Annotated in this window: 11 protein-coding genes, 5 tRNA genes, 1 rRNA gene and 2 pseudogenes; 14 read left to right on the forward strand and 5 right to left on the reverse strand. The window is 42.0% G+C overall.

Features of this window, described 5'->3' with window-relative positions; translation table 11 throughout:
• The 7 genes from rrf to AC1TO8_RS22350 form a co-directional block, all read left to right on the forward strand.
• Window positions 1-108, forward strand: a 5S ribosomal RNA gene (gene rrf / locus AC1TO8_RS22320); the annotation flags it as partial.
• Window positions 109-226: 118 nt separating this feature from the next.
• A tRNA-Glu gene (locus AC1TO8_RS22325) sits at window positions 227-301 on the forward strand.
• 19 nt (window positions 302-320) lie between these two features.
• Window positions 321-397, forward strand: a tRNA-Met gene (locus AC1TO8_RS22330).
• Between the two features lie 28 nt (window positions 398-425).
• A tRNA-Phe gene (locus AC1TO8_RS22335) sits at window positions 426-501 on the forward strand.
• 31 nt (window positions 502-532) lie between these two features.
• Window positions 533-605 (forward strand) — tRNA-Thr (locus AC1TO8_RS22340).
• Between the two features lie 30 nt (window positions 606-635).
• A tRNA-Lys gene (locus AC1TO8_RS22345) sits at window positions 636-708 on the forward strand.
• A gap of 282 nt (window positions 709-990) precedes the next feature.
• Window positions 991-1,113, forward strand: a complete 123-nt coding sequence (locus tag AC1TO8_RS22350; protein WP_482057803.1) for a hypothetical protein — start codon at window positions 991-993, stop codon at window positions 1,111-1,113.
• 55 nt (window positions 1,114-1,168) lie between these two features.
• Here the strand turns inward: AC1TO8_RS22350 and AC1TO8_RS22355 are convergent, their stop codons facing one another.
• The 3 genes from AC1TO8_RS22355 to AC1TO8_RS22365 are packed head-to-tail and all read right to left on the reverse strand — an operon-like array spanning window position 1,169 to window position 4,352.
• Entirely contained in the window at window positions 1,169-2,131 is a 963-nt protein-coding gene (locus AC1TO8_RS22355; protein WP_482057804.1) for a 2,3-diaminopropionate biosynthesis protein SbnB, read from the reverse strand.
• Window positions 2,128-3,111 (reverse strand): 2,3-diaminopropionate biosynthesis protein SbnA, encoded by a 984-nt coding sequence (gene sbnA / locus AC1TO8_RS22360; protein ID WP_482057838.1) that lies wholly within the window; start codon window positions 3,109-3,111, stop codon window positions 2,128-2,130. Before sbnA ends, AC1TO8_RS22355 begins: the two co-directional genes overlap by 4 nt.
• On the reverse strand, window positions 3,111-4,352 hold the full coding sequence (locus AC1TO8_RS22365; RefSeq protein WP_482057805.1) for a phenylacetate--CoA ligase family protein: 1,242 nt from the start codon (window positions 4,350-4,352) through the stop codon (window positions 3,111-3,113). The genes sbnA and AC1TO8_RS22365 overlap by 1 nt, the downstream gene beginning before the upstream one ends.
• 157 nt (window positions 4,353-4,509) lie before the next feature.
• On the opposite strand from AC1TO8_RS22365, the gene AC1TO8_RS22370 reads away from it, so the two are divergent.
• From AC1TO8_RS22370 to AC1TO8_RS22400, 7 genes and pseudogenes are all read left to right on the forward strand, one after another.
• Window positions 4,510-5,310, forward strand: a complete 801-nt coding sequence (locus AC1TO8_RS22370; protein WP_482057806.1) for a YheC/YheD family protein — start codon at window positions 4,510-4,512, stop codon at window positions 5,308-5,310.
• Between the two features lie 309 nt (window positions 5,311-5,619).
• A pseudogene (locus AC1TO8_RS22375) lies at window positions 5,620-6,000 on the forward strand (family 43 glycosylhydrolase); the annotation flags it as partial.
• A 175-nt stretch (window positions 6,001-6,175) separates the two neighbouring features.
• Window positions 6,176-7,573: pseudogene (locus tag AC1TO8_RS22380) on the forward strand (RNA-guided endonuclease InsQ/TnpB family protein).
• A gap of 46 nt (window positions 7,574-7,619) precedes the next feature.
• On the forward strand, window positions 7,620-7,754 hold the full coding sequence (locus AC1TO8_RS22385) for a lipocalin-like domain-containing protein (protein ID WP_482057807.1): 135 nt from the start codon (window positions 7,620-7,622) through the stop codon (window positions 7,752-7,754).
• A gap of 72 nt (window positions 7,755-7,826) precedes the next feature.
• The gene (locus AC1TO8_RS22390; RefSeq protein WP_482057808.1) at window positions 7,827-8,120 is read left to right on the forward strand and encodes a TFIIB-type zinc ribbon-containing protein; all 294 of its coding nucleotides are present in this window, start codon (window positions 7,827-7,829) and stop codon (window positions 8,118-8,120) included.
• Window positions 8,121-8,333: 213 nt separating this feature from the next.
• Window positions 8,334-8,561, forward strand: a complete 228-nt coding sequence (locus tag AC1TO8_RS22395) for a DNA-binding protein (protein ID WP_482057809.1) — start codon at window positions 8,334-8,336, stop codon at window positions 8,559-8,561.
• A 142-nt stretch (window positions 8,562-8,703) separates the two neighbouring features.
• A complete protein-coding gene (locus tag AC1TO8_RS22400; RefSeq protein WP_482057810.1) occupies window positions 8,704-11,019 on the forward strand; it encodes a copper amine oxidase N-terminal domain-containing protein in 2,316 nt (771 codons plus the stop codon).
• A 188-nt stretch (window positions 11,020-11,207) separates the two neighbouring features.
• Here AC1TO8_RS22400 and AC1TO8_RS22405 read toward each other — a convergent pair whose 3' ends face one another.
• Window positions 11,208-12,725, reverse strand: coding sequence for a sensor histidine kinase (locus tag AC1TO8_RS22405; RefSeq protein ID WP_482057811.1), 1,518 nt, complete (start codon window positions 12,723-12,725; stop codon window positions 11,208-11,210).
• Entirely contained in the window at window positions 12,722-13,408 is a 687-nt protein-coding gene (locus AC1TO8_RS22410) for a response regulator transcription factor (RefSeq protein ID WP_482057812.1), read from the reverse strand. Before AC1TO8_RS22410 ends, AC1TO8_RS22405 begins: the two co-directional genes overlap by 4 nt.
• Between the last annotated feature and the right edge of the window lie 75 nt (window positions 13,409-13,483).

Below are 13,483 nucleotides of genomic sequence, written 5' to 3' on the forward strand. Positions count from 1 at the left end.
GATAGCGGAGGGGTTCCACACGTACCCATCCCGAACACGACCGTTAAGCCCTCCAGCGCCGATGGTACTTGGACCGCAGGGTCCTGGGAGAGTAGGACGTCGCCAAGCATAAGAACCACATGATTTGTGGTTTTTTTTGCCTGATTAACATAGACGCTAATAGCGCTCATTAGCTTAGTTAGTTGAGCGTTCGACTGTTTTAGTTATTACAGGTTCGAGTTTTTACGGCCCGTTGGTCAAGTGGTTAAGACACCTCCCTTTCACGGAGGTAACAGGGGTTCGAGTCCCCTACGGGTCACCAACTTAATATTTTTTAATGACGCGGGGTGGAGCAGCTCGGTAGCTCGTCGGGCTCATAACCCGAAGGCCGCAGGTTCAAATCCTGCCCCCGCAACCAATTATTAATTGAAGTTAATCTTACATATGGCTCGGTAGCTCAGTCGGTAGAGCAAAGGACTGAAAATCCTTGTGTCGGCGGTTCGATTCCGTTCCGAGCCACCATCTTTATTGTATGAATATGTTTTATTGGTGCGCCGTTGTAGCTCAACTGGTAGAGCAACTGACTTGTAATCAGTAGGTTGGGGGTTCAAGTCCTCTCGACGGCACCTTATTAATATCCCTTGGCATTTGTGTACGGGCCATTAGCTCAGCTGGTAGAGCACCTGACTCTTAATCAGGGTGTCGAAGGTTCAAGCCCTTCATGACCCATTATTTCAATCAGTTTTTTTATTGTTTCGAATGTAAAGACCCTTAACTAGGGTCTTTTTTTAATATATAAGAATTTATATGTTTTCTGGGGGAGTGTCTACTCTAACCTTTATGATAATTAAAAGTCTATCTGTTTTTGCAGAGAGTGTCGATGTTATAGTGACGAACAATGCTTCGAGATAAAGGTAGTGAAGGTGAGACTAGAATAGATGCAAAAACTACATTTAATATAGAAGGAAAAGTAGGGGACGGGGGAATTAGCTATCAAAACTACAGTTAAAAATGGCGATAACGGTAAAAAGTGAGGATTCCAGTAATCTAGATGTACTCCATGCAACTAAAGTTAGCTTTAGAGGAATTGGGTTGAATTTAGATGTATTTAATGTACCTATTTGTGAATGGTGAAGGCGATGACAAGAACTGCAAACGAGTTTGGATAGTTGTTAACAGTAGATATTCACTAGAGGGAAATACCAACACCTAAACGATCGGCTTCCCTTAAATAGTAAGTAGCTATGGCTACATCAAAGGCAGCGAGTCCCATGGGATTAAAGAAGACCGTATCATTCCGATCAACATCAGCGAAGCTATTCCTACATACTATATCCGACAGGTTGAACGTTGCATCTTGTGTCAACCCATGTTCCCGGTGAAGCCGCTCGATATCTGTATTCTCTCGGCATACCTCATCCCAATCATCTACAAGAATAGCTCGAATGTCTTTGACGCTGTTGGATAAATAATCTCGAAGAGAAACGTTAAGCAGTAGCGTTCCAGTCGGAGGTGATTCGTCAATATAGCGTTGTGCAGACACCGTACAGGTGGTGAATATATCCGAATGACGGTAGACTTCTTGCCAATTGTCCGTTATTTTGGTTATAGGATGATATACAGGATCGATAGTTGTCAGGTCGATACCCTTGATGTCGTAAAGTGAGATCTGAGCAAGATTATTTTCGAGTTCACTTGCGCACATCGATGCATGGAGACGTCCAATGGGACCCCAGCCTACAATGCCCAATCTTATAAATTTGAGCTTATGAACAGAAGTATAATGCTTGAGAACGAGTCCGCTAACGGCTGCTGTCCGCAAACCGCTGAGCAGGCCACTTTCGATGAAAGCTAGCGGTTTTCCATTGCTGGGATCATTCAGGATCATAGTACTGTGAGCACGAGGTAGACCTTTTCGTATATTATCAGGATAGCTTGCAATCCATTTGATTCCGCACATCTCGGTCTTACCTCCAACGAAGGCGGGCATGGCAATAATTCGTTGTGATGGGTCACGAAATCGTAAGTAAGGCTTTAATGGTTGTTCATATTCTCCTCTATCTATTGTGGAAACAGTACTCTCGATAACCTCAATAAGCTTAGTCCAATCTATGCCGATGGTCTTAATATGATCGTCATTTAAATATTTCATGACTGATGATCCCGAGGATTGATATATCTTATTCCTAATTCGCGTTCGACCCAGGCATCGTCATAAATGGTATCCGTATAACGATCACCTCGGTCAGGTAGAATGGCCACACATATGGAACCTTCAGGAATCGATGCTACCATTCTCTGAATTGCAGCGATGACCCCTCCTGACGAGGCGCCAGCCATGATGGATTCATGATGAATAAGATCGCGACAACCTAGAACGCATTCCATGTCGGTCACATGAATGACGATGTCTGCGACATCTGGATGATAGAGGGCTGGGACGATGCCTGCGCCAAGTCCAGGGAATTGCCTCGAACCTTTCTTCCCTCCAAATATAACGCTACCTTTTGCATCAACAGCTACAATCTTCGTGTGTAAGTTATTTTTACGGATATATTCCATACAGCCCCGAATCGTACCGCATGAGCTAACCCCGCAGAATAGATAGTCTACTTTGCCTAGCATGTTCGCAATTTCTGGCATCGTCGTAAGTTCGTGCGCAAGATAGTTGTCCGGGTTCCCATATTGATTAGTCCAATAGCTATTCGGGATATGATGAAGAAGTTCGTTAACCCGCCGTATACGTGCTGGTAGAAACTCCCCTGTTAATTCATCCTTTTCAGTAACGAGATTAATTTCCCCACCGAAGCTACGAATGATCGCTTTGTGCGCTTGCGTTGTTCGAGGATCTACGACACAGATAAATCTCAGACCCAAATAACGACAAATAAGAGCAAGACTTATACCAAGGTTGCCTGAACTTGATTCGATAACTACAGAGTTCTCACGGAGATCGCCACGTCTTATCGCTTCACGAATCATATTCAGAGCCGATCTGTCTTTAATGCTTCCCCCCGGATTCATCATTTCAAGCTTGCCGAATACGTTGAAGGGTACTTGTTCGAACAACCTCCGAAGTGGGATTAATGGTGTACATCCAATGGTACTAAATAATCCTTCATCAATGTTCATCACAATACGTCCTCCTGATTGTGAATTCTTTTTAATTTAATTGTATTTCTGTGCTGGGAATCGTCGAAGAGGCCTTGAATCACTCGGATTTCCTGCAACAGTCCATTTTGGATCATGATTCGGATCTCGGGAATCTGCTGTAAAATTTCCTGCTGGATCGCTTCAAGCACGAACATATCCAAAGAACCTGAGTTGTTAATGATTTGTACGGTTAGTTCATTATTCGTCGAAGTGACCCGAATACATGCATCATGAACATGTCGAATTACGGCAACTTCAATGTCATACAGACTGATCTTCTCTCCATGTTTAAGTTCATTGCCAATTCTGCGAGTGATACTTTGAAAGCTCTGTCTCATCTGTCCGTTAACCATCTCGGATTGGAAATCGCGCACAACATCATATGTGACGAATCGGAGTGCGGGAAATAGTTCTCTGACCGTAGAAGTGAGCACGAGCACGGATTCATTCTCTGCTAATACGTCTGTAACCTGCCCCACCCCTTGAGCAGTTAGACCTTCAGCGATAATTCCTTCAACGATGATATAACGATCGACGGTATGGTCGTAACGAGCAATAGTTCCAATCTCAATGGATCCGTAGGTATCTGTTATATCATTTGGATATAGCTCCATTAGGTCTGCTACTTGCTGTTGCCAGGTAGGAGATGCTACTTCACCAACAAGAATAATCTTGCGAATGCCATATGCTGTTGGATCATTAGATGACAATAGGATACGCTCAAGAATGGAAGGCATAGTGTATAGCACGTCGGGTCTAAAGACAGTAAGTCTCTCTAAATGTTGTTGAATTGGAAGCTGAAAAGATACTGTTTCGACTTCCAATCCAAGCTGAGCGAATAGTACTTTGGCAGTGGCTGCCGCATGTCCTGTGCCCATGTCGATTAATACTCTAGTGGCCGAATAACCGTTTAGAATAGTGTTCATTACGCGGGCTTTAATCCGAATATATTCATCTTCATCATGATTCGAATAATATATATTTTTTCTAAGCTTACTGCTGGTTCCTGAAGTTCGATAGCAATGATGGTTCATGTATTGTTCCAAAGGAGAGTCTGGAATGTAGTAATATTTCTCTAGTACAGTGGATGTCAAAAGAGGAAGGTCTTCTAGACTGTGCGCAGTTGTATAACGGTTATGAGGGGATCCTAGAGACTTATACCACGGAAATCGATTGACAGTACGCTGAATATATTGTTCTAATTCCTGAGTAATAAGCATTATTTATCCTCCGCTAGTCTTGATGCTTTACCTTATGTAGATTAGCCTATGCAGGTTCGTATGAATGCAAATAAATATGGAGCGTATTCTTCACTTATGTAATCTGATATCCATAAGTTAGTAGTAAGGATTGTTTATTATGAAGGGGAGTCTCCTCATGAATGGAACAAGCAAATATGTGTCTAGTAAGCTGATTAAGACAAGAGTCCTGCTGCAAAACCCTAAATTGACTCCTTATATTCCTCAAACTATGGGATTAACGATCAGTAGGCTTTCTCAAATGCTGAAATGGTACCAAATGGTATATATCAAGCCCGTCTGTGGTTCGCGTGGTATTGGGGTCATCAGAATTGAACAGAGTGGATCTACGTATCGTTATCAAGATGGCATTCGAGAATCTTCCTTCCGTACATTTCAACAAATGTATATATCCATTCAACGTCGAATAGGGAACGAGCCCTATCTTGTACAACGAGGTATTAAGATGCTGAAGTATCGTAAGAGACCCTTTGATTTTCGAGTTATGATACAAAGGAATCAGAAGGGGAAGTGGAATTGTACAGGTATAGCTGTACGACTTGCTCATCCCAAGAGAGTGGTCACTAATGGAAGCCAAGGTGGAACAATCTATGCCGCAGATGAATTGCTGTCGAAAGTAACGGAACCAAAGAAGGCGAAACAACTGATCAATGAAATGACTAGTATTGGGTTGATGACTGCCAAACAATTCAATGATTCTTATCCCGCAATGAATGAGATTGGATTAGATATAGCCATTGACCATCATTTGAAAATCTGGATCCTAGAGGTGAATACGAAACCTGATCCGTGCCCGTTCACTAAGCTATCTGACTCAGCGATGATAGAGTCTATTGTTAGATACGCTAAAGCTTATGGCAGGGTGTATGATTTAAACTGCACGAAGGCTAGAAGGGCTATGTCTATTACTAAAAGATAAATATAAGAATGAGCAAAGTTTAGATAGAATGAGTTTCAAGCTGAAAGACAGCAACTTTGCATATGTTGCTGTTTTTCCACTTGTTAATTGATGATTGATTTTTGAGAGCGCATAATGCCATTGTTAATAAATACACTTACATATTAATTGTAATGTTAACGTAATGCGCGTTTATAAGAATAACAACACCTTTTTAGTGGGTACTTCCAGAGAATATTCTATTAGCGCCTATTTTCGACATTAGGGGAGGAGAACTGAAAAGTATGAGTAATCGATATAATCGGACAAAGCCAACAACATTAATCATGTGTACATGATCCCTCCATTATAAAAGTGGATGACATGTTCTACGTATTTGGTTCACATCTAGCAGCGGCTAAGACGAAGGATTTAATGAACTGGGAACTCGTTGATTCTGGAGTTAAGAATACGAATATAATGATTCCGAATGTGAAGGATGAGTTGAAAGAAGTATTAGCTTGGGCAGAGTCGGATACCCTATGGGCGACGGACGTTATCCAGCTAGCGGATGGTAAGTTTTATATGTACTACAATGCATGCAAAGGGGATTCTCCGAGATCAGCCATGGGGGTGGCAGTAGCTGATCAAGTGGAAGGACCATATAAAGATCAAGGAATCATTCTGAAATCCGGCATGTGGGGTGAACCTAGTGAGGATGGAACTATCTATCAGTTTTCGCCGAGAGGACTCCCACTTCTACAAGTGGCGAGGTGAATCGGCGACCTCCTGAATAATCCGACAAGATGTTCTTCCCTTCCTAAATCTTAAAAGGTATAATAGGAATAGAACGTATATTCGCATTACGCGACTGGAAGGGGGTGAAGTTTTGTCAGATTCAAATACAATGTACAGAACCCATCAAGTGTGGATTAAGCCAAGCCATCGCTTATTTTCGTACCTCGATCAAGCATGTGAAGATGCCAAGCACCTGTATAATACGACCAACTTTTACATCCGGCAGATCGTTACCGCCTTTGGGAAGAATGAGCCGCTTCAGCCGTTGCAACAGCAAGTTATGGACACACTGGCATCACATATTGACGTCATGAACGAACGACGAAGTGAAAAGAACCGTTCTCATCCGTTCAAGCTACCGTCGCAAGAAACTCCCTTTGTTCATTACAACTTCTTGGACGCTTTGTTCAAGGTGATGAATCAAATCGACTATCGGGCGCTCCCGACGCAGTGCAGTCAGGGAATCATGAAAGTAGTGTTCCACAATTGGAAAGCCTTCTTTGCCAGCATCAAGGACTACCGCCAACATCCTGAGAAGTACAACGGCAAGCCCCATATTCCGGGGTACGCTCGGAACAGAGTGAAGGAAGTCATATTTTCCAATCAAGATTGTGTGATCAAAGAACGGAAATTTCTCAAGTTTCCAAAGACCAAGCTGCAACTGAATATAGGCAAGCTGGGCTGTACTGACGGACAACTGATGCAAGTACGTGTCGTCCCAAGACATGGACAATACGTGATCGAATTGATCTTCGCTTGTCCGCTCGAACAGAAGGAAGCGATACAAGAACACATGCTGGCGATTGATCTTGGCGTAGTCAATCTTGCAACCATCGTCACGACGACTGGAGCGAAACCGATCATCGTGAAGGGCAAGATTGTTAAATCGATCAATCAGTATTACAACAAGATGAAAGCGCACTATATCGGTATTCTTCGCCAGGGCAAGGAACCTCTCGAAGGAGCGTATACGTCCAAACGATTAGAACGGCTCCATCTGAAGCGCCACCGTAGGATTAAAGACTTGTTCCACAAAGCAAGTCATCGTATCGTCAAATTGGCAGTGGAGCAAAACATCGGTACGATCGTCATAGGGCATAACGATGGATGAAAGCAAGCGCCCGGGATAGGACGGAAAAACAATCAGTCCTTCACTCATATTCCCCACCAGATGCTCATCCGGATGATGAAGTATAAGGCAGCAGAACAGGGAATCGTCGTTATCTTGACCGAAGAAGCGTATACCTCGAAAGCCAGCTTCCTGGATCAAGACCCATTGCCGAGTTATGGTGAAGAGGGGACATGGATCTTCTCAGGCAAACGGATGTACCGCGGTCTGTATAAGAATACGAAGGGCTTGATTCATGCCGATGTTAACGGCGCAGCCAATATTATGCGAAAAGTATTCCCAAACGTATCCGCCAAAGGAGCGAATGGGATAGAGGGGTTGGATGGTAACCAGACCATCAACGTGTCAACTCCACTGGTGTTAAGAATCCTGAAATAAATGGGATGATACATCAGAAACCCCCACTTCAGCCGAAGCGACAGCGTTGGTAAGTGGCGGGAGTATTCATGAGGGTGTATTTTCAAGTGAATGGGACTCGGCTGCGGAGAAGCAAGTTCTAACATTTAGCGCAATGTCCAAAACTGGAGTGACCGTCTGGGGAAGCCAGATGTTGGATTGAAGTGTAAAATGAAACCTGATGTATTGACTTCCGTATTAGTAGACATACTAATATGTTAGGAGGGGACTGCGAATGAAATGCCCAGTATGTCATGATGTAAGGATGAGAGAAGTAGATAAGAATGGTGTCCATATAGATGTTTGTCCAGATTGTAAAGGCGTCTGGTTGGACCGTGGAGAATTAGACAAACTCATGTCGGGTGTACGTGAAGTGCGCCAAGAATACAATGAATGGCACCGTGATGATAATAATGAAAGATATGAAGACCATAGAAGAGATGATAGTAGAAACTCTTCAGATGATAGAAATTATAAACACAAAAAGAAGAAAAACTCAGTTCTTGATATGTTAAGTGATTTATTCTAACATATACTCGTAGAACGACGAGACCCTCAATCCTTGCGATTGAGGGTCTTATTGTATAATGATCACTTTTTGGGTAGAATATGCGCTAGAATGTACGTAATAAAGCAAAAGGAATCACTTAAGCGCACACAAGAGTGACAGATCATGGTATAATGAATATATCAGTCCAGTGTAGATCATCGATTGAGGAATAAGAAAGGTTGATGATAGAATATGCAAGAATTTGAAGATTGGAATCAAAAAGTGAAAAAAACATTTAATGCCACCAGTAATGAAGCGGTGTTAACTGTTACCGAAGCAGGGAACCGTTTAGGTCTCACGAAGGATCAAATGAAAGTATATGTAGAGAAGAACAAACTAAATAAAGTTCCGATTATGAGAAGTACCCATAGATATCTATTGCTCAAAAGTGAAATTGAGCAAATATTAGAGAAGGCTTAACAAGCACACTCCTGAATAGTAGGACAGGCTAAGACACCGGCTGAGGTGTCTTTTGTCTTTTTTATCACAATGGAGAAACTTTTGATTGAGTTATAACGTCTTAGATATTAAGATGAAATGTAATTAAGGGAGGTTTACTTGTATGAAGAAGTTTATGTCAGTCATTGTCTCCAGTATTCTGGTAATATCAGTATTGTTTCAGACGCAAGTGCAAGCAGCTACTCCAATTGGTGTGTTTATTAATGGGGTTAAGCTAACTACGGATCAGGATCCAATTCTGGTATCCGGTCGTGCGCTATTACCTTTGCGGGCAATCTTTGAAGCACTTGACGCGAATGTAGATTGGAATCAGAAGACGAAGGTCGTAACAGCGACTAGAGATGGCAAGACGATTGTCTTAAAATTAGGTTCCAAGACGGCGACGATCAATAATACAACGGTAAATTTGGATGTAACTGCTCAGATTATAAAAGGAAGAGTATTGGTTCCAGTTCGTTTTGTTAGTGAAGCACTCGGTGAAGTGGTAGATTGGAATTCTTCGACAAAAAAGGTAACGATTACAACAACCACGAAGGTCAATCCTGTATCCTATATCAATGCGAAAGTTATCGGTCATTCGGGAGATGGTCGTGACTTGCAGGTAAGTTTTCCTAAGGCAACGATGGAATCTAGTGTGAGTGAATATCGTGTTTTTGTCATCAAATCGGGATTGTCATCAACTTTTAATGTTGCAACAGCCTTAGTGAATAGAAATTATACATCGGTCCCAGTTCAAGGTAAAGATCTAACGGTAACGTTATCCTCCCAAGCTAAAGATGTGAGTGGAGAATTGATTAGAGTCAATCAATCTTACGTTGTGTATGTGTTGACTGTGGGTAAGGGATCCATTCCAAGTGTGCTTTCTAATGCATCCTCAACAGTGAATATTTCTAATAGTTCCTCGGTGGCAGCCGTAACTAATATGGTAGCTAGTGATGTGAGTAACTATGGCGATGGACGCGATATGTTGGTCAGTTTCAATAAAGTGGCCGATGAATCGAAATTAGGTTCATACCGCATATTTGTAGTTAAATCGAATAATGCTAGCAGCTTTAACGTTACTAAAGCTAATGCAGTATCAAGCTCTAACTATACGACAATCACTAAGAAAGGAACTAATATAAGTCAAGTTCTAGCATCCAATGCAAGAGATGTTGATGGTGTAACGATTAGGAATGGCGTTAGCTATCGAGTATTTGTCTTATCCGTTGGAACGGGGAGTTCTGTAGGGAATAATGCGTTGTCATCTTATTCATCAACGATTACTTTAGCTGTTAATACGGATGTAAATGCTGTTACGAATATTGGTGTAACAGACGTCAGCGATTATGGTGACGGCCGTGATTTACGGGTTACGTTTAATCGAGTAAATAATGAATCTAATATTAGTCATTATCGTATTATGGTTGTGAAGTCGGGCAATGCGGGTAACTTCAATCTATCATCAGCCAATGCGGTATCCAGCTCTAATTATACGTATGTTTCCAAAACGGGTAGCAGCATAAGCCAAGTTCTATCATCTAGTGCAAGAGATGTAGATGGTACAACAATTAGGAATGGTACGAATTATCGCGTATTCGTCTTGTCCGTAGGCACAGGCAATTATGCCAATACGAATGCGTTATCTTCTTATTCGAATGAATTGACATTGTGGAATAATAATAATAATGTTAGTCAAGTAACCAACATTAGTGCAACGGATGTAAGTGACAATGGTAATGGTAGTGACTTACGTGTGTCATTTAATCGAGCCTATGATGAATATAATATTAGCCATTATCGTATTATGGTTGTGAAATCGGGCAATGCGGGTAACTTTAATCTGTCATCAGCCAATGCGGTATCCAGCTCTAATTATACTTATGTTTCTAAAACAGGAAGCAGTATAAGCCAAGTTCTATCATCTAGTGCAAGAGACGTAGATGGTACAACAATTAGGAATGGTACGAATTATCGTGTATTCGTCTTGTCTGTAGGTAGTGGAAGTTATGCAGGTACGAATGCACTAGCATCCTATTCGAATGAGATTACCCTCGTTGGTGCTCTACCAGTAGCGGTAGCTCCTGTGACTAATATTGAAGCAGCGCCGAACGCGGATGGTTCAAGTTGGACAGTTAGTTTTACTAAGCCAATAAATCAAAACGGAATCTCTGATTACGTCGTGATGATGGTACCAGTAGGTCAGGTGAATTCATTCAATCTTGCGAGTAGTGTCTCTGCCGCAGTTTATGAGACGATCCCAGTGGGGAATAATCCAAATATAATAATAAGTATTGGATCCGGATTTACCGATGTTACTGGAAATGAGCTTAAACCAGATTCGGTTGGATACAATGTATTTATACTATCAAAAGCAGATGGTGTAAGAGCAACTGTTAATGCTCTAGCAGGATCGAACCGAAAGATTACATTTCCATAACTATCTGTAGAATCATTTCAACTGAACAATTACACCAAACAAGCCTTGGATCATATTCCAAGGCTTGTTTTTTGATCTAGCGAAGTAACATCCATTTGAGATGATATATAACAAATGTAAACCATCTTAATATAGATCGTACGTGGAGCAGTTACAGAAAGTATCGCTAGCATCAAACAGACCTTTAGTTATGTCATAACACGTCGAGTGGTAATGGGCACTTCAACGATGAATGCTGCTCCTTGTCCGAGTATGCTATCAACACGGATGATTCCGCCATGAGCCTCGACAATGGACTTTGTAATGGATAGTCCTAGACCTGCTCCACCATATTTACGAGTTCGGGATGAGTCACTACGATAGAAGCGCTCGAATAAATGTGTAAGATGATTCTCATGAATACCGGGACCGTTGTCTTTGATCGCAAGTTGCGCCTTGTTGCCTACAGTGACAAGAGTGATCATAATATTTCCGGTCTGTGAATCTGTATGCTGAACAGCATTTTGGAATAAATTCAAGATAACCTGTTTTATTTTATCCGAATCGTATATCCCTTGAACTTCGTCTGTTAAATGGATGTTAATACTACGGTCGCCTGCGAGAATCTCAAGTTGTGGCTCCATTTCTCGAATGAGTTCATCCAAGGCTATCACTGTTAACTGAAGCTGAGGCGAGCGGTCTATCTTAGCTAATAACAACAGATCCTCAACTAATTTATTCACTCGTCTGGACTCTCCATGCATGCTGTTCAAAGCACTCTTAAGCTGTTCAGGATTTGCAGCTGCACCGCGGAGCAGCACTTCCAAGAAGCCATGTATTGAAGTCAGAGGTGTTCTCAGTTCATGTGAAGCATCTGCAATGAAACGTCTCATTTGTTCGCGTGCCTCTTTCTCTGCTTCGAATGAAATTTCCAACCGTTCTAGCATCCCATTAAAAGAAATCGACAATCGTTCAACTTCCTCTTGACCTTGATGAACGGGAAATCGTTCAGCCAAATTGCCCACGTCGGTTACTTCAACCGCCTTGACGATATTGGATAAAGGAACCAATGTGCGAAGAAGAACAGGCAAGTAAAGGGCAGCTCCAGCGACTAAGGCAATGGCGGATAAGCTGATAAATATGAGTAACTGCTGTAGCACCTGTTCTTGTAAGGGTGCGGTATTCGTACCCATTTGAAGAATGCCGTATGAATCGTTAGGTGGTCCTATAGATCTGAATACAACTAATTGTTCGATACCGTTCTGATTCTGGACAATCTTGTAGGTAGTGTCCCTATTAGGATTGGATCCCTTTAGGAAAGACTCATATTCTTCTGTTGGGAGAATGGGTGAGATGTTATTGTTATTACTTCCGGAAATATCAGTATAGACTCCAGCAGAACTTATCCAAGCTAGTGATATATCCGGCATGAAGAGGAATGCATCTCCACCTGGACGATCGATGAGGCGGGCATTAATTGGGTTCCTAAGGTTTGGGAGAGCGCCAGAATCCGCCTGCATAAAAAATTCCCGTGGCATCGATTGCATTTGTGCTTCCATCGTTTCTGCTTGTTTCCGATAGATGAAATTCTTCATCACAATAAACTGTAATAATCCCACCAATAGCAGAAGGATAGCCATAATTAATAATGAGCGGGTTAGAAGCTGGAATCGAAGAGATTGAGGGGCGAGTATCATTTTCAATCGGACAAACCATGCCCTAATCATGGCAGATCAATTCGGTATCCGGCACCTCTAAAGGTACGGATGAGCCGATGCTCCTTATCATTCAACTTTTCACGCAGAGAACGAATATACACTTCAACAATGTTGTCCTCTCCTCCAAAGTCATAACTCCATACAGCGTCAAGAATTTTAGCCTTACTGAGTACGATGCCATGATTAATGACCATAAATTTCAGAAGCTCATATTCTGTGGGTGACAGCTCCAATATTTTTTGATCATAAATAATTTCTTTTCTTCGATCATCGACTTGGAAGGGACCTAGAATGACTTCTCCTAATAAGCTCGGAAATTGATTGCGTAGTCGTGCTTGAATTCGGGCTAATAGCTCATCGAAACTGAATGGCTTCACCATGTAATCATCCGCTCCAAGAGTGAGTCCCTTGACCCGATCATCTATGTCGTCTTTAGCAGTTAACATAATAATAGCTACAGTATATCCAATCTTCTTAATCATTCGACAGGCTTCGAATCCGTCAATACCAGGCATCATAACATCAAGAATGACAACATGGGGCTGGAAGTCATGTGCCAAAGTGACCGCACTCATTCCGTCTGAAGCCGTTTTTACTTCATAACCTTCGTTGACCAAACCGATTTCTAGAAATTGTAATATATGAGGTTCGTCATCAACAAGCATGATTCGTATACCTTTAACTGTATTCATTCATTCATTCACCTTCCCTGTGGCAGATCCATCTGCTCATCTTATTATCCACTTTCATGCTGAAATTACGCTGAA

This window comes from Paenibacillus sp. Y859, from assembly GCF_056786405.1.